The following is a 20,136-nucleotide window of genomic DNA, read 5'->3' as shown; positions in this document are numbered from 1 at the left end:
ATGACGAACAAGGTCACCAAAGCTGGATCGATATCGCGGCGTCGTCTGCTGATGATGGCAAGCGCCGGCGCCGCTCTCGCCGTCTCGCCTTTTCGGATCAATCTGCTCCAGGCCGAGGAAGCCCCCATCAAGATCGGCTTCCCCGTTCCCTTGACCGGTCCGTATGGCGCCGAGGCCCAGGATCAGGTGCGGGCGGGGCAGCTCGCTGTCGCCCAGTTCAACGATGCCGGCGGTCTCAACGGCCGCAAGGCCGAACTCGTCGTGCGCGACGACAAGCTCAATCCCGGGGAGGCCGCGACGCGGACATTGGAACTGGTCGAGAAGGAGAAGGTGAATTTCGTCGTCGGCAGTCTGTCGGCCGCGGTCCAGCTTGCGATCAACAACGTCACCAAAGAGCGCGGCGTCATCTTCAATTCGATCAGCCAGTCCGACGCCATCAACGAGGCGGCCGACTGCAGCAAATACACATTCCACGAAGCGCTGAACCCGCACATGACGTCAGGCGCGGTCGGCCGCTATGCTTTCGCCAAATTTGGCAAGAAGGTTGCGTTTCTCACGGCGGATTACGCCTACGGTCACGAGATGGTTCGCGGTTTCCTCGAGGTGGGCAAGGAGTTCAACGTCGAGAACCTCGGCGACATCCGCCATCCGCTGGGAACGACCGACTTCTCCACGCTGCTGCCGCGGCTCCAGGCGCTGAAGCCCGATATTCTTTGCATCAGCAATTTCGGCCGGGACCAGCAGATCGCGCTGAAGCAGGCGACTGACTTTGGCATCAAGAAATCGATCCAGATCATCGCGCCGCTGCTTTCACATGCCAGCCGCGTCGCGGCGGGTCCCCAGGCCTTCGAAGGCGTCGTCGGCGGCTGTTCGTTCTACTGGGGTATCGAGGACAAGTTCGCCTCGACCAAGGCGTTCAACGATGCGTTCCGCAAGATGTACGATGGCAAGCTGCCCACCGATTACGGTGCGCTCGGCTATGGCGGTGTTCGGACCGTGCTCGAGGCGGTCAAGGGCGCTGGCAGCGTCGAGACCGACAAGGTCGTCGCGGCATTGGAAGCTCTGAAGTACGACGATTACAAGGGGCCGCAATACTATCGCAAATGCGACCACCAGTCGGTGCAATCGGTGCTCGTGATCAAGTCGAAGTCCAAGGACCTGAGGAACGAGTCCGACGTGTTCGAGGTTCTGTCGACCGAAGAGCCCAACGAGAAGTACCTGCGCACCTGCGAAGCGCTCGGCCACAAGAGCTGAGCTTGTGCGACGGCGCGCGCCACCGGGCGGTGCGCGCCGTGCTGAGGGGGACAAATGGCGGGCCTGAGCTTTGACCTGATTGCGCTGCAACTGTTTGCCGGGTTGGCGCTCGGCGCCATTTATGTGCTGTTTGCCATCGGCCTCTCGCTGATCTTCGGGATGTTAACGGTCGTCAACTTCGCCCATGGCGCGTTCTACATGGTCGGCGCCTATGTCGGGCTCTATCTGATCTCGATCGGGGGCAATTTCTGGATCTGCCTCGTGGCGGTGCCGATCGCAATCGGACTGTTCGGCCTTGCCGTCGAGCGCGTGCTGATCCGGCCGCTTTACGGTCGCGGCATCGACTATCCGCTGCTGCTGACCTTCGGGCTCAGCTACGTGATGGTCGAATGCGTACGCATTGCCTTTGGCAAGACCGGCTATCCTTTCGACACGCCCGAAGTTCTGCAGGGCGCCGTCGACATTGGCGTCGGCTATTTCCCGCTCTACCGGCTGTTCGTGATAGGCGCGACGGCCGTCGTGCTGCTTGCGCTCTGGCTGTTTCTGGAGAAGACCAGCTTCGGGCTGATTATCCGCGCCGGGGCACGCGATCCGCAGATCGTCCGTGTTCTTGGCGTTGACGTTTCCAAGGTGTGGTTGATCGTGTTCGGCATAGGTACTGCGATCGCGGGCTTTGCCGGCCTGCTGGCCGCGCCGCTTCAAGGCGTCATTCCGGAGATGGGCGGCACGATCCTCGCCGAAGCCTTTGTCGTGACCGTGGTAGGAGGGATGGGGTCGATCGGCGGCGCCGTCCTGGCAGGACTGCTGGTCGGTGTGGTGGTCAGCATGACCTCGCTGTTCGCACCCGAGATGGCCAAGGTTTCGATCTTTGCCTTGATGGCGATCGTTCTGATCGTTCGTCCCCAGGGCTTCTTCGGCCGCGCCGGATTGATGAGCTGAGCCCGGCATGACCGAAACCACTCAATCGATCAAACAGCCCGGTGCCACCACGGGCAGTTGGTACGAGTTCGCAACGCGGCATCGTGCCAGCATTGTCGCAGCGGTCATCCTGGTTTTCCCGCTGGTGATGCCTTTCACGGCTCTTGCCGTGAACATCCTGATCTATGGGTTGTACGCCCTCGGCTTCAACCTCGTGTTTGGATATCTGGGTCTGTTGTCGTTCGGTCATGCGGCGCTGTTCGGGACCGGTGCCTACCTCTGTGGTATCGCCATCGTGCACTTCGGCTGGCCATGGTATGCGGCGATCCCCGCCGGGGTTGCCGGCGGATTGTTGATGGCGCTGCTGATTGGCGTGCTCGCGATCAGGACCCGCGGCATCTACTTCGCCATGGTGACCATGGCGCTGTCGCAGTGTGTCTACTACCTTTTCTACCAGGCGGTTGACTTGACCGGCGGCGAGAACGGCCTTCGCGGCATCAACGTCCGCACCATCGATCTGTTCGGCCTGCGGATCGATTTCATCAATCCGATGATCCGCTACTACGTCATCGCGGCTTTCGTGATCGCCGCATTCTTCGTGATGTCGCGCATTCTGGCGTCGCCCTTTGGTGCCGTCATTGAAGCGGTGCGCGAGAACGAGATGCGTGCACGCGCGTCCGGCTACGACGTGACCCTGACGCGATTGCTGACCTTCGTCCTGTCCGGCGGTTTCTGCGGCCTTGCAGGTGCGTTGCAGGCCTTGCACCTGTCGATCGTCCCGATCGAAATCCTGCATTATGAGACCTCGGGCCTGGTCGTGATGATCGCTCTCCTGGGCGGTATGGGGACGTTCTTCGGGCCGATGATCGGCGCTGCGGTCTTCCTGGTCCTGGAGAATGTGGTCTCGGTGTGGACCGTTCACTGGCAACTGATCGTTGGAGCCATTTTCATTGCATGCGTGCTGTTCTTCCCGGCTGGCATCTGGGGCACGCTGATCGCGCGGGGCAGACGATGAGCGCCGCAGAAGGCCAGGCTGGAGAAATCATTCTGCGCACCAGGGGCGTCAGCAAGACGTTCGGGAAGTTTGTCGCCCTCAACAATATCTCGGCCGAGTTTTCCAGAGGAGCGATCACGTCCATTATTGGCCCGAACGGGGCTGGAAAGAGCACCTACTTCAACCTGCTGTGTGGCGCCTTTCCGCCGACGAAGGGCAGCGTTGAGTTCGAGGGCAAGGATGTCACCGGTCTGCCGCAACACCGCTTTGCACATATGGGGATCGCGAAATCCTTTCAGATCACCAGCGTGTTTCCGCAGCTTACGACACGAGAGAACATCCGCGTCGGCCTGCAGGCGCTGGTGTCGCGATACGATATCTGGCGTCCCCGTGCGCGCCTGACCGAACTTGTCGAGCGTGCGGACGAACTGCTGGCGCTCGTCGGGTTGTGGGAATCCCGGGAACGTGCGGCCAAGACGCTGGCCCATGGTGAGCAGCGGGCACTGGAGATCGGCATGGCGCTTGCCAGCCAGCCCCGTTTGCTGCTGCTGGACGAGCCGACGGCCGGCATGAGCCCGGAAGAAACCCGGACCATGATGGACCTGATCGTGAAACTCGCCAGGGAGCGCACGGTCATCCTCGTCGAGCACAAGATGAAGCTGGTGCTCGGGATCAGCGATCGCATCCTCGTGCTGCACCACGGAGAACTGCTGGCCGAAGGAACGCCGCAGGAGGTCCGGCAGAATGAGGCGGTGAAGAGGGTCTATCTCGGCCAGCGGGAGCACTGACGGGATGCTGCAGATCAGCAAGCTCAATGCCTGGTATGGCGCAAGTCACGCGTTACAGGACATCAGTCTCGAGGTGAGCAAGGGCGAAATCGTCTGCCTGATCGGCCGCAATGGGGCCGGCAAGACGACGACGCTCAAATCGATCATGGGGTTGATGGGGCGGGCGCGCGGCTCGGTCACCTTCAAGGGTGAAGAGCTGCTGCGCCAGCCGGCGCATGTGCGCTTCGCGTTGGGACTCGCCTACGTCCCAGAGGAGCGACGGATTGTGCAGGGACTGACCGTGCGGGAGAATTTGCGGCTCGGGCTGGTGGCCTCGAAGGAGAAGAAGCGGGAAGCTGAGCTGATCGACGAGATCGCTGCGATCTTCCCCCGGCTGGCCGAGCGCATGGATCAAGAGGCGGTCACGATGTCCGGCGGCGAGCAGCAGATGCTGGCGATCGCGCGGGCGATGATCGCAAAGCCCGACCTGATCATGCTGGACGAGCCGTCGGAGGGCATCATGCCGGTCCTGGTCGACGAGATGTTCGAGCTGTTCAGCAGCATGAAGGCGCAGGGAACGACGGTTCTGCTGGTCGAGCAGAACGTCGAGCTCGCACTCGGCATCGCCGATCGTGCCTATGTGCTGGACCAGGGGGCGGTGGTGCACCAGGCCTCGGCGCAGGCGCTGCTCGCCGACGACGAGATCAAGGAGCGCTACTGCTCGGTGTGAGCAGGCTCCCGGATCAGCGCGCGCGCCACCGGCACGTACTGAACTTTACTCCGCAGCGCTCGCGATCGCACCGGCTTTCCGATTGGTAACGACAACCTTGATCGCGTCATCGACGCGGTCCCGTGCATATCTGAGCGCCGTCGGCAGGTCCGCCAGCGGAAACGTATGCGTGTGGATCCTGGTCGCGTCGAACCGCTTCGCTGCCATCAATTCCATCGCGCGGTGTGTGGCGCTGCGGCCTTCGCCCCGGATGCCATAGGCATAGATGTTGTTTCGAACGAGGTGCGCAACGTCCAGCGTCGCGGCCTCGTGCGGGAACGCGGCCAGACAGATCTTGCCGCCCCGATTGGTCATGTGAATGGCCTGGTTGAGTGTCGCTTCGGTGCCGGCACATTCGACGACATAGTCCGCGCCGATCCCCCCTGTTAGTTGCTTCACGACATCAACGGCGTCTTCGTCGTTGATGTTGATGACGCGGTCGGCCCCCAGTTCCCGGCCGATCGCCAGCCGCTTGTTGCGCGTGCCGGTCAGGATCACCGGGCTTGCACCAAGCGCCTTGGCCACAGCAACTGCGAGAAGTCCGATCGGCCCTGGGCCGATCACCACGACGCTCTCGCCGGCCACCAATCCCCCCAATTCCGTCAAGCCATACATCGACGTCCCGGCAGTCACCACGAGCGTCGCTTCCGCATCGCTCATGGTATCCGGGACGCGCGCCAGCGTATTGATGTGGTTTACTGCGTATTCGGCGAATCCGCCGTCGGTCGTAAAGCCGTTGGCGCGGTGACCCTTCTCCGGCTTTCCATAGTTGAGGCACGATGTGTACATGCCCTGGCGGCAGCGTTTGCATTGGCCGCAGCCGGCGTGGATCTCCACGCTGACCCGCTCACCGATCCTGAACTCGTCGACATCAGGGCCAAGCGCGGCAACCGTGCCCATGTATTCGTGACCCGGCGTAAAGTTCTTGTTGAAGGGCGCGCCGCCTTGAATGCTTGCCGGCGACCCGGCATGGATGATTTCGAGATCGGTGGCGCAGATCGCAACCGCGTCGATGCGCACCAGCACTTCGGCGCGCGACGGGATCGGCGTCGGCTTCTCGCGAAGCAGGAGCTGGTCGGGGTCACCAAGGACCCAGGCTTTCATCAGGTCGGGGACGGGAAGGTCGGACGATGTCTTGACGCCGGGCGGCTGATACATGGACGCTTCCTCTTTTGGCTCGCAGCCTAGCGCGAAACGACGGTTTGCCGCGAGCCTCCGGTCATTGGCATCCGGACTGCTGCATTTGCTGCACGGCAGCAAGCGCGTCGCAAAACCTTCATGCGCGGCCTATACTTGGTCCCCCGTTGATGTTGAAATCCGCATTGCATCCTCTCCCAGACCGGAGCCTGCCATGAAGATCCGCCTTGTCCTTGCGTTGCTGGCGCTGACACTGATCGCGCCGTGGCAATCCGCCAAGGCGGCCGACGTGATCTGCTACAATTGCCCGCCGGAATGGGCCGATTGGGCGTCGATGCTGAAGGCGATCAAGGCGGACCTCAACTACGATATCCCGCATGACAACAAGAATTCCGGTCAGGCACTGGCCCAGATCCTCGCCGAGAAGAGCAATCCGGTCGGCGATATCGGCTATTTCGGCGTGACCTTCGGCATGAAGGCCAAGGCCCAGGACGCGCTCGAGCCATACAAGCCCGCGCATTGGGATCAGGTGCCCGCCGGTCTCAAGGATCCGGACGGCTACTGGACCACGATCCACTCCGGGACGCTCGGCCTGTTCGTGAACAAGGACGCGCTTGGCGGCAAGCCGGTGCCGGCCTGCTGGAAGGACCTCCTGAAGCCGGACTACAAGGGCATGGTCGGCTATCTCGACCCGTCGTCCGCGGCGGTCGGTTATGTCGGCGCGGTCGCCGTCAATCTCGCGCTGGGCGGCTCGCCCACCAATTTCGATCCGGCGATCACCTTCTTCAAGGAACTGCGCAAGAACGATCCGATCGTGCCCAAGCAGACGTCATATGCCCGTGTCGTCTCGGGAGAGATGCCGATCCTGTTCGACTATGACTTCAACGCCTACCGCGCGAAATATTCGGAGAAGGGCAACTTCGAGTTTGTGATTCCCTGCGAGGGCTCGGTGGTGTTTCCCTATGTCGTCGGTCTCGTGAAGAACGCGCCCGACAAGGAGAAGGCCAAGAAGGTGATGGACTATCTGCTGTCCGACAAGGGGCAGGCGATCTGGACCAATGCCTATCTGCGTCCGGCCCGCCCGATCGAGCTGCCTGCTTCCGTGAAGGGCAAATTCCTCCCCGACAGCGACTATGCCCGCGCGAAGAGCGTCGACTGGGGCGAGATGGAAAACGTGCAAAAAGCCTTCGTCGACCGCTATCTCGCCGAGGTCCGCTGAGGCAATATGGTGCCCTCGCAGGGGCACCAATCTTCCGATGTCGCAAAAATCCTTCGTTTGGCTCTGCCTGCTGCCGCTTGTTCTGGTGACGACGGCGTTCTTCTTGTTGCCGATGGCGCGGCTGGTGGTGGCGGGCGCCGAAGGGCCGCACGGGCTCACCGGATACCTCGCAATCCTGACCGAAGGCCGTTATCGCGCAACGCTGATCAATACCGTGCTGCTGGCGGCGGCAACCACGGTCGTCACGCTGATCGTGGCGACGATCGCCGGAATGTTCCTGCAGCGGCACCGCTTTCCCGGGCGGGCCGTGCTGATCGCGATGCTGACCTTTCCGTTGGCGTTTCCCGGCGTGGTGGTCGGCTTCATGATCATTCTGTTGGCAGGCCGGCAAGGGCTGATCGGCGATCTCTCGAACCGGATCTTCGGCGAGAAGTTCGTTTTCGCCTATTCGATCTACGGGCTCTTCCTCGGCTATCTCTACTTCTCGATCCCGCGCGTGATCCTCACCATCATGGCGGCCGTGCAAAAGCTCGATATCGGGCTGGAGGAGGCCGCGCGTTCGCTCGGCGCAAGCCCGTGGGCAGTGCAGCGTGACGTCGTGTTGCCGGCACTGGCGCCGGCCTTCGTTGCGTCCGGCGCGATCGCATTTGCGACCGCTATGGGCGCCTTCGGCACCGCCTTCACGCTGGCGACGAACATCGACGTGCTGCCGATGCTGATCTACACCGAGTTCACGCTGGCCGCCAATTTCGCGACCTCGGCGGCGCTGTCGGTGGGGCTCGGCTTGATCACCTGGTTCATCCTTGCGCTGGCCCGCACGTTCAGCGGAAGCGCGGTCGCGGCGGCCGGGTGAAAGCATGCGCGATCGCCTGATCTTTGCCGGCCAGTTCATCTTCACACTGCTCGTTGCGGCGTTCCTGGTAGTGCCCGCAGGGCTTTCGATCTCCGCCGGCGTCACCGTGAATTATTTCCGGGGCATTCAGTCCGGCGTGACCCTGCAATGGGTCGTGCAGGTCTGGGAACTCTATGCCGGCACCATCCTGCTCTCCTTCGTGATCGCTTTCGCGACACTCGCCGTCACGTTGCTCGCCGGCGTTCCCGCGGCCTACGCGCTGCACGCGCGGGGAGGCCGCCTTGCCCGCATCGTCGAGGAGATCATCACGCTGCCCTTGGCGATCCCCGGGCTTGCGATCGCGCTTGCGCTGTTGCTCGCCTATGGGAGCTTTGGCGGCTTTCGCCGCTCCTGGTTCTTCATCCTGGTCGGCCACGTGATCTTCACCATGCCGTTCATGGTGCGCTCGGTCATGGCGGTGTTTGCGACCGTGGACATCAAGACGCTCGATGAAGGGGCTGCCTCGCTCGGCGCATCGCCATGGCGACGCTTTTGCGATGTCATCGTGCCGAACGCGCTGCCGGGAATTCTCGCCGGTGCACTGATGGTGGTCACGCTATCGCTCGGCGAGTTCAACCTGACCTGGATGCTGCATACGCCGCTGACGAAGACGCTGCCGATCGGGCTCGCCGACAGCTACGCCTCGATGCGGCTCGAAGTGGCCTCGGCCTATACGCTGATCTTCTTCGTGATGATCATTCCGCTGCTGGTTGCGATGCAGCTGCTGGCCGACCGGAATCACAAGCGATGAATACGACCGGGCACGGTGCAGCAGTGCGGATCGAGGCGTGCGGCAAGACCTTTGCCGATGGGACGCGGGCCCTCGATCCCGCGACCCTCGACATTGCGCGCGGTGAGACGCTGGTGCTGCTCGGACCATCCGGATGCGGCAAGACCACGATGCTGCGCATCATCGCGGGCCTCGAGTTACCCGATGCGGGCGGCAAGGTGCTGTTCGACGGCAAGGATATGACCTCGGTCCCGATCGAGCGGCGCAATGTCGGCATGGTGTTTCAGTCCTACGCCCTGTTTCCCAACATGACGGTCGCGGACAATATCGCCTATGGCCTGAAGATCCGGGGTGTTGCCAGGCACGAGCGTGCCGCGCGCGTCGCCGAGTTGGTTGCTCTTACGAACATCACGGGGTTGGAGAACCGCCGCATCGACCAGCTTTCGGGCGGCCAGCGTCAGCGCGTCGCACTGGCACGTGCCGTCGCGATCCGGCCGGGCATCTTGCTGCTCGACGAGCCGTTGACCGCCCTTGATGCCGCCTTGCGCGATCGGCTGCGAGGCGAGCTCAACCGGTTGCTGCGCGCGCTCGGAATCACGACGATCTACGTCACCCACGATCAGTCCGAAGCCATGGAATTGGGCGACCGCATCGTCGTGATGCGGAAAGGTGCGATCGCCCAGATCGGCACGCCGCGCGAGGTCTACTTCGCACCCAAGGACCGCTTCGTGGCGGAGTTCATCGGAGCGGCGAATATAGTTGAAGCTCCGATTGAGAACGGCGCATTGATCCTGCCCGGCGGACGATTGCCGATCGAGGGTGGCGCGACAGCGTCGAACGCGACCGTCATGATCCGTCCCGAAACCATTCGCGTGACGGACGCCGGGGCAGGGCTGCTCTCGGGAGCAGTTGATTCCGTCAGCTTCATCGGCGACCGGCAACGAATTGTCGTGAGTGGTGCATCGCGCAAGCCACTCAATGTCGACGCGCCTAACACAATCCAGGCCAAGGTTGGCGATCGAATCGGGCTTTCGATCGCGGCCGACGCCGTTCGTCTGCTCCCTTTCGAGCCCTGAGATTGATCGATGCCGCCGAAACCGGTTCTCATCGCACAGATATCCGACCTCCACATCAAGCCGCCGGGAGCGCTGGCCTATGGCCGGGTCGATACCGCGAAGGCGCTTGAGCGCTGTGTGGCGGCGCTCGGCGCGTTCGAGCCGGCGCCCGATTTCGTCGTCATCTCGGGCGACCTTGTCGATACGCCGTCGGTCGAGGAATACGACTATCTCAAGCAGTTGCTCGCGCCGCTGCGCCTGCCGTTTGCCGGCATTCCCGGCAATCACGACTCGCGCCAGTGGATGCGCGAAGCGTTTCCGGCCGCGCCCTATGTTCACGCAACAGGTCCGCTCGACCAGAAGATCGAAGTGAATGGCCTCGATCTGCTGCTGCTTGACTCAAGCGTTGCCGGCAAGCCGCACGGCATGCTCGAAGCGTCCACGCTGCAATGGCTGGACGCGGCGCTGGCGACCGCAGTCGACCGGCCGGCGCTGCTTTTCCTGCACCACCCGCCATTCAAGGGCGGCATCTGGCACATGGACCGGCAAGACCTCTTCAATGCCGACGCATTGGCGGAAATCGTCAGGCGTCACCCGCGTGTGCGGTTGATCGGGTGCGGGCACGTCCATCGCGCGATGCTGACCACCTTCGCCGGGATTGCCGTGACAATATGCCCCGCGCCGAACCACGCGGTCGACCTGGACCTCGGACAGCTCCGCGAACCATCGTTCAAGGTGGAACCGCCCGCATTTCATTTGCACACATGGTTTCCCGGGCAGGATTTTGGACAGCTGGTCACACACCAGATCCCCATCGGTCAGTTCGATGGGCCGCATCCGTTCTTTGGACCGGACGGCAAACTGCTGTGAGCGGGTGGCGTTGACCCGTCACACGGACGGGTCCTGCCAGGCGAGATTGCGGTTGATGGGCGGGTTTTCCAGACCAAGGGCGGCCGTTGCCTACAATTGAGCGTTGCAACTAGCCGCATATTTATTCCAAATTGTACCTTCGATGCCTTCTAGCCCGATCTCACCGGCCCGGACCTTTTGTTGCTGTAGGCCCCCGGTGGGGCTATAGTCCTTTCCGCTTTCATTGATCGATGGCTTGTCGGTGTGTCGCGCTGCTGGCGCGCCGATCGAACGCAACACAATCAGTCTGGATCACAATGACCGGTGCGCTGCCCATAGAACGAACTGCCGGCGCGCCGTTGTTTTCAAACAACAAGCTATCGGTGCTGCGCAAGCATCCGTACTTTGCCGATCTCGAGCCCGAGGCATTCGATCAGCTCTGCCGCTATGCCAAGCACACCACGCTGAAGCGCGGAACGACGATCTTCTCCAAGGGCGATCCGGGCACCAGCCTGATCGCGGTGATCTCGGGCACGGTGAAGATCAGCATCTCGTCGCCGGATGGTCGCAATGCGATCCTAAACCTGATCGAGGCAGGAGAGATATTCGGGGAGATCGCGCTGCTCGACGGCTTGTCGCGGACGGCCGATGCCACCGCCAACACCAATTGCGAGCTGTTCGTCATCGACCGGCGCGAGTTCATTCCGTTCGTGCGCAGCCAGCCGACGCTTGCGATGAAGTTCATCGAGCTGCTTTGCGCAAGGTTGCGCTGGACCAGCGACCAGGTCGAGCAGGTGATCCTGCAGGATTTGCCGGGCCGTCTGGCGAGCGCGCTGCTGCGCCTGAGCGACAAGCACAAGCCGCAGGGGCGCACCATCTCGATCACCCAGCAGGAGATCAGCGAGATGGTCGGGATGACCCGCGAGAGCATCAACAAGCAGCTCCGCGCGTGGGCGACACGCGGTTGGGTCAGGCTCGAACATGGCGCGATCGTCGTGCTGAAGCCCGAGTCGCTGCAGGCGCTGGTCGACGCCGGGGCCGATGACGGCGAGTAGTCGCTGCCGTCTGCGCGGTTAGTCCCGCACTTCACGAAACGGTGAACCGGACAAAGCCTGTGAAACCATTCACATCGGCCGTGCGTGCCCTGCGGTAAGTGACGCTTCGGTGGAGCACACTCGCACTGTGGAGGAATCCATGCAGGGCTCTTTCGACAACCGGCAGCGGGATCCGGAAAGCAACTACCGGAGCTTCAGCATCAAGCTGATCGCTTTGCCGGTGCTCGTGATCGTTGCATTGATCGGGATGCTGGTCAGCCACCCCGCCGCGGTCAAATGGATATCGGATGCGGCGCAAGCGGAGTTCGCGGGAACCGACGTCGTCGATGTCGATCCATTGACCAAGATTGCGCAGCCGGCACCCACTGCGCTGCCGCGCAATGAGATGCGGACGGTGAAGGCCAACTGATCGTTGGCACCGTCGTCACGCGGCAACGCCGAGCAGCTTGGCTGCAGTCCGGCCGAGAATGTTGGCCTTGTCGTCGTCGCTCAGCGATGAGCAGGCGAAGATGTGGTCGGCCGGTGCCATTTGCCATGGATAGGGATAGTCGCTTCCCAGCACAATCTGGCCGGCGCCAACCTGGGCGGCGAGATGCCGGATCGCCTCAGGCGTGAACACCAGCGAGTCGAAGTAGATCTGCTTGAGATATTCGGTCGGCGCCTTCTGGAGCTTGATCTCCGGATTGCATCCCTTGGGTCCGACCAGGCAGGGATGGTCCGAGCGATCGGCATAGGAGGGGAGATAGCCGCCGCCATGTGCGGCGATGATCCTCAATCCCGGGAAGCGGTCGAGCGTGCCCTCGAAGATCAAATGGGACAGTGCGATCGTGGTCTCGAGCGGGTTGCCGATGGTGTTGCCGAGCCAGCCATTGCCGGAGAGCCGCCTGCCGAGCTCGGGCACGCCCTGCGGATGGATGAACAGGGGGACGCCGAGTTCCTCGGCCTTGGCCCACACGGGATGAAACCTGGGATCGGAGAATTCGACGCCATCGACCACACCGCCGATCGCCGCGCCCTTCAGCCCCTGTTTCTTCACGGCCGTCTCCAGCTCCTGCACCGCAAGGTCCGGCGCCTGCAGCGTCAGCGCGGCGAAGGCCGCGAACCGCTCGGGCTTCGAAGCGCAGAGTTCGGCGAGCTTTTCATTCTGGATCTTCACGATCTTCCCGGCAAGCTCGCGATCGCGGTCGTACCAGAACGGATTGATCGAGAGCACCTCCATATCGACGGCCTGCGCGTCCATCGCAGCAAGGCGCTTGTCGATTTCGACGAAGGCCTCAGAGGCGCCGTTGACCGGCGGCAGCTGCAGCTTTCCGGCGTCGGCGCCGAGCAGGGCGCCGGCCTCACGGAAGTGGCAATGCGAGTGAATATCGATCGTCTTGATACGCTTGCCGTCGACGGTGACCGGCAATTTCTGGCGCGATTGCTGCGCATTCGCATTGTGGACGAGCCCGCAGCCGCAGAACACGATGCCCGCCGCCGCTGCTCCCGCTTTCAGGAAATCCCGCCTTGTGGTCATGACGACCGTCTCCCTGGTCTTTTTGTTATGGACGGGGAGCCTAGGGGCGCCGGCGAACGGTCGCAAGGTCACACGCTGTGCGTGTCGCGCAATGTTGATCTGCTCAGACCGGTTTGATCCCGGCCTTGGCGATGATGTCGATGGGTTCCGGTGACGGCCGCAGTTCTGCAAGATGCCCGCTTGCCCTCAGTGCAGCACCTGGAGCTGCCGCGGCAGCCATAGCGAGATCTCCGGCAGATAGGTCACGCACATCAGGACAAAGAACATCACCGCATAGAACGGCCAGATCTTGCGCATGACTTGCTCGATCGTGACCTTGCCGACCGCGCAGCCGACAAAAAGAATTGCTCCGACCGGTGGATGGCACAGGCCGATGCCGAGATTGAGCAGCATGATCATGCCGAAATGGACCGGATCGACGCCGAAGTTCTTCATGACAGGCAACAGGATCGGCGTGGCGATCAGGATCGATGGCGCCATGTCGACGAGCGTGCCGAGCACCAGCAGCAAGACGTTGATCAGGAGCAGGATGACGTACTTGTTATCGGAGATCGACAGGAAGAAGGCGGTCATCTTGGCCGGCATCTGCGTCAGGGCCATGATGTAGCCGACGAACTGGCGCGTTAGGAGACAAAGCCCGCATTGCTGCGGAGCTCCGACGCCGCCGGTGACGTCAGCAGTGCGATCAAACGCTGCGCCTGCGATGCAGCCGAGGCCTGCGTTGCAACGGCAGCCGTATACATGGTCGCGAGCCCGTATCGCGGCGGCAACGTGCCCGATAGCACGACGCCCTGCGTGCTGATGATCTCGGTCGATTGCGTGCAACCAATCGGCCGCCGGTCACTGGACCCGGCTAGATGCCGCATCGCCGTCGCGCCGTTCGGATAGATTCTCAGCCGGTCGGCGACGGCGTCGGCAATATCGAGTTGCGCCAGCACTTTGGCGACGTGAATTCCGGCGGTTGATGTCTTGGTATCGGGCACAAAGATGGCGTCCGCATCGAGCAGCACCGCGCGCAGGCCCGCGGCGTCCTCTGCGCTTGCCGGCGGATCGCCGGCGCGGACGGCGAGGGCGGTTTCAACACGCCCGATGTCGATGATCGAGCTGCGCAGAACCAGTCCCTCGTCGGCAAGCTTCGCGATCAGCGCGGCGGTCAGGATGACGATGTCGGTCGGAATGCCGGCACGCAGTCTGTCGGCCATGACGCCGACCGCGCCAAAATCACCGGCAATGCCGAGGCCGGTTTCGGCTTCAAACGCTGGCGCAAGACTGCAGACCAGTCCCTGCGCTGCGCCGCCGCTCAGGATGTTCAACGTCTTCATTTGCACCTGTTCCGTCACCACGGTCTTGGCCGCTACGTGCCTATTCGGTCTTGTCGAGTTTTTTGACGACATCTGCCCACTTCACGATATCGGCGCGCAGAAATTTGTCGAAGGCTTCCGGCGTCATCGTCATCGGCACCGCGCCCTGCTCGGCCCAAAACTTCTCGACCTCCGGCCGCCTGACCGCGGCATTCACGGCCGCGTTGAGTTTCTCGATGATCGGCTGCGGCGTACCCGCTGGTGCCATCAGGCCGAGCCAGATCGTTGCCTCATAACCGGTAACGCCCGCCTCGGTCACGGTCGGAACGTTTGATAGCACCGCGGAACGGGACTTGCCGGTTGTTGCGAGCGCGCGCACCTGGTTCTCGGCAACATTCGGTGCCATCGCCGGAACGGCGTCGATCATCATCTGGACCTGGCCGCCGATGACGCCGCTGCGGGCCTCACCACTGTTGCGGTATGGCACATGCACGATGTTGACCCCGGCCATGGCTTTGAACAACTCGCCCGCCATGTGATACGGCGTCCCCTGACCCGACGAGGCGTAGTTCAGCTTTCCGGGCTCTGCCTTTGCAAGCGCGATGAACTCCTGCAGCGTCCTGGCCGGCACGGCGGGGTGGACCACGATCACCAGATCTGAAGTGTTCAGGGTTGCGATCGGCGTCAGGTCGCGCATCAGCTCATATTTGCGCTGAGGCACCAGCGATTCATTGGCGGTCTGGGTGTTCGACATCATCAGAAGGGTGTAGCCATCGGCCGGCGCCTTCGCGACCTCGAGAGTGCCGATCACGCCGCCAGCGCCGGTGCGGTTCTCCACCACGAAGGGCTGGCCGAGGTTTTCCTGCAAGATGCTGCCGATCTGGCGCGCAACGACATCGGCCGGACCGCCGGGACCAAACGGAACGATGATCCTGACCGGCCGCGCAGGGTAGCCCTCGGCGTCCGCATGTGAACCGGACATCGACACGCTCAGCAATGCCGCGACACACATCAAGGCGTACCGAAAGCCCGCCATTGATCGTCTCCCCCAACTTTAGTCTTCTTTCTTGACCAGAAGTCTAGCTGCAACCTGAAGCATCTGTCGACGACAGACATCGTCTTCGCGCATCGGAACAAGGGCGGGAGGACGGTGTACTCAAACTTCGCCATTGCGTGCGGGGAATCAAATGAGGAAACATCCTGGGCTATCGCGCCGCGATCTGCTGAAGGGCGCCAGTGCCGTGCTGGCAGGAACCGCCTTTTCAACACGCGTGATGGCCGCCGCGCCAGCTGCGGAACCGGTTACGCCGACGCTGATCGAGGCGGCGAAGAAAGAGGGCCAGGTCGTCTACTACACCTCGACCGATCTGCCGGTCGCCGAGAAACTGGCGAAGGCATTCGAGGCGAAGTATGCGGGGATCACTGTGCGTGTCGAACGCACCGGCGCGGAGCGTGTGTTCCAGCGCGTCGGCCAGGAATATTCCAGCAGCATTCACGCGGTCGACGTTGTCAATTCCTCCGACGCCGCGCATTTCATCGTGTGGAAGCGCGACGGCATTCTGGCGCCCTATGTCCCGGAGGAGGTCGCGAAATACTATCCGGAGGAGCATCGCGACCCGGATGGCCAGTTCGCAAGCTTCCGGGTCTGGCTCTCGATCATTGCCTACAACACCAATCTCGTGAAGGCCGAGGAGGCGCCGAAGAGCTTCGCCGATCTGCTCGATCCGAAATGGAAGGGCAAGATCGTGAAGGGGCACCCCGGCTATAGCGGCACCATCATGACCGCGACCTATCAGATGCAGCGCGATCTTGGCTGGAGCTTCTTCGAGAAGCTCGCGAAGCAGAACATCATGCAGGTGCAGTCCTCGACCGATCCGCCGAAGAAGCTCGATCTCGGCGAGCGCGCGGTGATGGCCGACGGCAACGAGTACAACATCTTTCAGCTGAAGGAGGCCGGCCGCCCGGTTGAGCCGGTTTACGCCACCGAAGGGTCGCCGATCATTGTCGGCCCCAACGGGATCTTCAAGGACTGTCCGCATCCGAATGCGGCAAGGCTGTTTCAATCGTTCGCGCTCGGGCGCGAGGGGCAGCAGCTCAACGTCGAGATCGGCGGCCTCAGGTCGGTCCACGCGCAGGCTCAAGAGAAAGCCGGGCGCAAGCCGTTAAAGGACATCAAGACGATGAAGGACGACCCCGCCGCGGTGGAGAAGGAAGGGGAATCGATCAAGGCGCACTACACCCGCATCTTCCGCGTTTGACGGACGGAGTGGACCGGGAGCCGAGCATTTGGGCGTTTGCCGCATGGCTTATGCGCGGTTTTTGCCCGGACTGGGTCAATAATGCCCCTCGGCGGAGCGGATATTTGATGTTACCAATTTGGCATGAACCAGCATGCCAAGATCGATATCCGCCATTCCACCTGTCCGCACGACTGCCCCTCGGCATGTGCGCTCGACGTCGAGGTGATCGAAGGACGCTCGATCGGCAGGGTGCGCGGCTCGAAACGGCAGACCTATACGGCCGGAGTGGTCTGCGCCAAGGTCGCGCGCTATGCCGAGCGGATTCACCACGCCGAGCGGCTGATGCATCCGCTGCGCCGGACCGGCCCGAAGGGCTCCGGCCAGTTCGCGCGGATTTCCTGGGACGAGGCGTTGGACGAGATCGCGGCGCGATTCGACGCTGCTGAGCGGGAATTCGGCGCCGAGTCGGTCTGGCCCTATTACTACGCCGGCACCATGGGGCTCGTGATGCGCGACGGCCTCAACCGGCTGTCGCATGTGAAGAAGTATTCGCGCTTCTACGGCACGATCTGCTCGACGATCGCGCGCATCGGCTTCGCCGCCGGGACCGGCAAGATCGCCGGCGTCGATCCGCGCGAGATGGGCGTCTCCGACCTCGTCGTGATCTGGGGCACCAATCCGGTGAACACCCAGGTCAACGTGATGACGCATGCAGCGCGCGCGCGGAAGGAGCGCGGCGCCAAGATTGCGGCGGTCGACGTTTACAACAACGAGACCATGAAGCAGGCGGATATCAAGATTCTGCTGCGGCCGGGAACCGATGGCGCCTTCGCCTGCGCCGTGATGCATTTGCTGTTCCGCGAGGGATTTGCCGATCGCGATTATCTCGCGCGCTATACCGATTGCCCGGATGAGCTGGAAGCGCATCTGAAGACCCGCACGCCGGAATGGGCCTCTGCGATCTCGGGCGTGCCGGTCGAGGAGATCGAGGCATTCGCACGGCTGGTCGGGACGACCAAGCGCTCGTTCTTCCGCCTTGGCTACGGTTTCACCCGCAGCCGCAACGGTGCCGCGCAGATGCACGCCGCGCTGTGCATTCCTGCGGTGACCGGCGCCTGGCAACATGAGGGCGGCGGCGCATTCTTCAACAATGCCGGCATCTGGCGCTTCGACGAGTCGATCATCGAGGGCCACGACGCGATCGATCCCTCGACGCGGGTGCTCGACCAATCGAAGATCGGCCGCATCCTGACCGGCGATGCCGAGGCGCTGAAGGGCGGCGGGCCGGTCAAGGCGATGCTGATCCAGAACACCAATCCGATGACGGTGGCGCCCGAGCAGGCGCTGGTGCGCCAGGGCTTTGCCCGCGAGGATCTGTTCGTCGCGGTGCATGAGCAGTTCATGACCGAGACGGCGCAAATGGCCGACATCGTGCTGCCGGCGACGATGTTCATGGAGCACGACGACCTTTATTACGGCGGCGGTCACCAGCACATCTCGGTCGGCCCGAAGCTGATCGATCCGCCCGGCGAGTGCCGCTCCAACCACGAGGTGCTGCAGGGGCTTGGCCGCAGGCTCAATGCTGTGCATCCCGGTTTCGACATGACGCCGCGTCAGCTGATAGACGCAACTTTGAGGAAAAGCGGGCACGGCGATATCGAGACGCTGGAGGCTGACATCTGGCGCGATCTGCAGCCGGATTTCCGCACCTCGCACTATCTCGACGGCTTTGCTCATTCCGACAAGAAGTTCCACTTCAAGGTCGATTGGGGCAAGGTCCCGGTCGGCGCGGGCGGGTTGATGGGCGCGTGGGACAGGATGCCCTCGCTGCCCGACCACTGGACCATCATCGAGGAGGCGGACGCGCAGCATCCGTTCCGGCTCGCGACGTCGCCGTCGCGCAGCTTCCTCAACACCAGCTTCAACGAAACGCCGTCGTCGCAGGCCCGCGAAGGCGCGCCGACCGTGATGATCCACCCTGATGATGCGGCCGCGCTTTCGATCGCCGACGGGGAGGCCGTGACGCTCGGCAACATGCGTGGCGAGACCACGCTGACCGCAAAACTGTTCGATGGCGTTCGCCGCGGCGTGCTGATCGCCGAGTCGATCCATCCGAACAAGTCTCACATCGGCGGCCGCGGCATCAACATGCTGACCGGGGCGGAGGCCGTCGCGCCGCTTGGCGGCGCCGCGTTCCACGACAACAAGGTCTGGATCAGGAAGGCGTCCGCCGCCGCATAAATCCTGCTTGCAGTCGGCGCCGATCCTGCCGCAAATGTGCGCTGACACCAGCGTACAGGCAAGAAACAGGCAGGAAACATGACCGACAACAGCGTTCTTCTCGAAAAGCGCGGGCAGGCGTACTGGATCACCATCAACCGCCCGGACAAGCGCAACGCGCTCAATGCCGGTGTGATCGCGGGCATCGCCAAGGGCTATCGCGAGGCGCATGACGACAAGGACGTGCGCGTCATCGTGCTGACGGGCGCGGGCGACAAGGCGTTCTGCGCCGGCGCCGATCTGCAGAACAGCGGCGCGGCGTTCTCGATGGATTTCTCGCGTCCCAATGTCGACTATGCCGACCTGTTGCGGCTGTCGCAGAACGCGACCAAGCCCGCGATCGCGCGGGTCGGCGGCGTCTGCATGGCGGGCGGCATGGGCCTGCTGTGCATGACCGACATGGCGGTGGCCGCCGACCAGGTGATCTTCGGCCTGCCCGAGGTGAAGGTCGGCGTGTTTCCGATGCAGGTGCTGAGCCTGCTGCAATCGATCGCCCCGACACGCCTCATCAACGAATGGGCGCTGACCGGCGAGCCGTTCGATGCGAAGACCGCACAGGCCGCGGGTCTTCTCAACTACGTCGTGCCGGCAGCCGAGCTCGACGCCAAGGTCGATTGGCTGATCGGCCGCATCGTCGACAAGTCACCGACTGCGATCCGTCGCGGCAAATACGCGATGCGGGCGATCGCGTCGATGTCGTTCGACGAAAGCATCGCCTACACCGAAAGCCAGATCGCGCTGCTCGCGATGACCGAGGACGCCAAGGAAGGCCTCAAGGCCTTCGGCGAGAAGCGCAAGCCGACCTGGACCGGACGCTGAGGCATCACTCTGCCGCTTCGCCTCGCTGCATACGGCCGCTCAGGGTGACGGAATTGGCTTGCTCAGTGTCATCACCCGCGCATGCGGGTGATCCAGTATTCCAGAGACGGTTGTGCTTGAGCCGATAGGCCGCGGCGTACTGGGTCGCCCGGTCCATGTGCGCAATTGCGCACAGGCCGGGCGACGACAACAGTGGATAAGGACAAAGCTTCACGTCCTCTCAGGCGCGCAGTATCAAAATATCGAAAACAACCCCATGCAAAGTAGCTGGGCGGCTGCCGGCGTTCGACGCGGCAGCTTGACACGTCGGGCAAATCAGTGCTCTATTTCCATTATTCCGA

General features: G+C 62.8%; 19 protein-coding genes and 1 pseudogene. 15 read left to right on the top strand and 5 right to left on the bottom strand.

Annotated elements, in window-relative coordinates:
* From JQ573_RS12850 to JQ573_RS12830, 5 genes are read left to right on the top strand one after another with little or no spacing between them, the layout of a single operon-like run.
* Complete coding sequence (locus tag JQ573_RS12850) at window positions 1-1,254, top strand: ABC transporter substrate-binding protein (protein WP_212310231.1); 1,254 nt, start codon at window positions 1-3, stop codon at window positions 1,252-1,254.
* Between the two features lie 54 nt (window positions 1,255-1,308).
* Window positions 1,309-2,193 carry a branched-chain amino acid ABC transporter permease gene (locus JQ573_RS12845; RefSeq protein ID WP_176530056.1) on the top strand — a complete coding sequence of 295 codons (885 nt, stop codon included), beginning with the start codon at window positions 1,309-1,311 and terminating at the stop codon, window positions 2,191-2,193.
* A gap of 7 nt (window positions 2,194-2,200) precedes the next feature.
* Window positions 2,201-3,187 (top strand): branched-chain amino acid ABC transporter permease, encoded by a 987-nt coding sequence (locus JQ573_RS12840; protein WP_212310230.1) that lies wholly within the window; start codon window positions 2,201-2,203, stop codon window positions 3,185-3,187.
* A complete protein-coding gene (locus JQ573_RS12835) occupies window positions 3,184-3,954 on the top strand; it encodes an ABC transporter ATP-binding protein (RefSeq protein WP_212310229.1) in 771 nt (256 codons plus the stop codon). The genes JQ573_RS12840 and JQ573_RS12835 overlap by 4 nt, the downstream gene beginning before the upstream one ends.
* Before the next feature lie 4 nt (window positions 3,955-3,958).
* Window positions 3,959-4,663, top strand: a complete 705-nt coding sequence (locus tag JQ573_RS12830; protein WP_212310228.1) for an ABC transporter ATP-binding protein — start codon at window positions 3,959-3,961, stop codon at window positions 4,661-4,663.
* Between the two features lie 45 nt (window positions 4,664-4,708).
* Here JQ573_RS12830 and JQ573_RS12825 read toward each other — a convergent pair whose 3' ends face one another.
* Window positions 4,709-5,728 carry a zinc-binding dehydrogenase gene (locus JQ573_RS12825; RefSeq protein WP_312011460.1) on the bottom strand — a complete coding sequence of 340 codons (1,020 nt, stop codon included), beginning with the start codon at window positions 5,726-5,728 and terminating at the stop codon, window positions 4,709-4,711.
* Between the two features lie 325 nt (window positions 5,729-6,053).
* Here JQ573_RS12825 and JQ573_RS12820 point away from each other — a divergent pair, with 325 nt between their 5' ends.
* From JQ573_RS12820 to JQ573_RS12790, 7 genes are all read left to right on the top strand, one after another.
* Window positions 6,054-7,058 carry an ABC transporter substrate-binding protein gene (locus JQ573_RS12820; RefSeq protein WP_212310226.1) on the top strand — a complete coding sequence of 335 codons (1,005 nt, stop codon included), beginning with the start codon at window positions 6,054-6,056 and terminating at the stop codon, window positions 7,056-7,058.
* Window positions 7,059-7,095: 37 nt separating this feature from the next.
* The gene (locus JQ573_RS12815; RefSeq protein WP_212310225.1) at window positions 7,096-7,911 is read left to right on the top strand and encodes an ABC transporter permease; all 816 of its coding nucleotides are present in this window, start codon (window positions 7,096-7,098) and stop codon (window positions 7,909-7,911) included.
* 4 nt (window positions 7,912-7,915) lie between these two features.
* On the top strand, window positions 7,916-8,701 hold the full coding sequence (locus JQ573_RS12810; RefSeq protein ID WP_212310224.1) for an ABC transporter permease: 786 nt from the start codon (window positions 7,916-7,918) through the stop codon (window positions 8,699-8,701).
* Window positions 8,698-9,756, top strand: coding sequence for an ABC transporter ATP-binding protein (locus JQ573_RS12805; protein WP_212310223.1), 1,059 nt, complete (start codon window positions 8,698-8,700; stop codon window positions 9,754-9,756). The genes JQ573_RS12810 and JQ573_RS12805 overlap by 4 nt, the downstream gene beginning before the upstream one ends.
* 9 nt (window positions 9,757-9,765) lie before the next feature.
* Window positions 9,766-10,605, top strand: coding sequence for a phosphodiesterase (locus tag JQ573_RS12800; RefSeq protein ID WP_212310222.1), 840 nt, complete (start codon window positions 9,766-9,768; stop codon window positions 10,603-10,605).
* 296 nt (window positions 10,606-10,901) lie between these two features.
* A complete protein-coding gene (locus tag JQ573_RS12795; RefSeq protein WP_092115577.1) occupies window positions 10,902-11,639 on the top strand; it encodes a Crp/Fnr family transcriptional regulator in 738 nt (245 codons plus the stop codon).
* A gap of 139 nt (window positions 11,640-11,778) precedes the next feature.
* Entirely contained in the window at window positions 11,779-12,048 is a 270-nt protein-coding gene (locus JQ573_RS12790; RefSeq protein ID WP_212310221.1) for a hypothetical protein, read from the top strand.
* Between the two features lie 15 nt (window positions 12,049-12,063).
* On the opposite strand, the gene JQ573_RS12785 is transcribed toward JQ573_RS12790, so the two are convergent.
* From JQ573_RS12785 to JQ573_RS12770, 4 genes and pseudogenes are all read right to left on the bottom strand, one after another.
* Window positions 12,064-13,155, bottom strand: coding sequence for an amidohydrolase family protein (locus JQ573_RS12785; RefSeq protein WP_212310220.1), 1,092 nt, complete (start codon window positions 13,153-13,155; stop codon window positions 12,064-12,066).
* Window positions 13,156-13,341: 186 nt separating this feature from the next.
* Window positions 13,342-13,767 (bottom strand): annotated as a pseudogene (locus JQ573_RS12780) (TRAP transporter large permease subunit); the annotation flags it as partial.
* Window positions 13,768-13,778: 11 nt separating this feature from the next.
* A complete protein-coding gene (locus JQ573_RS12775) occupies window positions 13,779-14,477 on the bottom strand; it encodes a substrate-binding domain-containing protein (protein ID WP_212310219.1) in 699 nt (232 codons plus the stop codon).
* A gap of 40 nt (window positions 14,478-14,517) precedes the next feature.
* Window positions 14,518-15,468, bottom strand: a complete 951-nt coding sequence (locus JQ573_RS12770; RefSeq protein ID WP_409334670.1) for a Bug family tripartite tricarboxylate transporter substrate binding protein — start codon at window positions 15,466-15,468, stop codon at window positions 14,518-14,520.
* 175 nt (window positions 15,469-15,643) lie between these two features.
* Between JQ573_RS12770 and JQ573_RS12765 the strand changes: the two genes are divergently transcribed.
* The 3 genes from JQ573_RS12765 (at window position 15,644) to JQ573_RS12755 (ending at window position 19,795) form a co-directional block, all read left to right on the top strand.
* Window positions 15,644-16,714: an ABC transporter substrate-binding protein gene (locus JQ573_RS12765; RefSeq protein WP_212310217.1), complete on the top strand. Its 1,071-nt coding sequence runs from the start codon at window positions 15,644-15,646 to the stop codon at window positions 16,712-16,714.
* A 123-nt stretch (window positions 16,715-16,837) separates the two neighbouring features.
* A complete protein-coding gene (locus JQ573_RS12760; RefSeq protein ID WP_212310216.1) occupies window positions 16,838-18,937 on the top strand; it encodes a molybdopterin oxidoreductase family protein in 2,100 nt (699 codons plus the stop codon).
* Between the two features lie 78 nt (window positions 18,938-19,015).
* The gene (locus JQ573_RS12755; protein ID WP_212310215.1) at window positions 19,016-19,795 is read left to right on the top strand and encodes an enoyl-CoA hydratase/isomerase family protein; all 780 of its coding nucleotides are present in this window, start codon (window positions 19,016-19,018) and stop codon (window positions 19,793-19,795) included.
* Window positions 19,796-20,136: the final 341 nt, after the last annotated feature.

It is taken from the genome of Bradyrhizobium sp. AUGA SZCCT0105, from assembly GCF_018129565.1.
In the GTDB taxonomy this organism is placed as follows: Bacteria; Pseudomonadota; Alphaproteobacteria; order Rhizobiales; family Xanthobacteraceae; genus Bradyrhizobium.
Note: the sequence above shows the minus strand (reverse complement) of the source record. Positions and strands in the feature narration are given on the sequence as shown.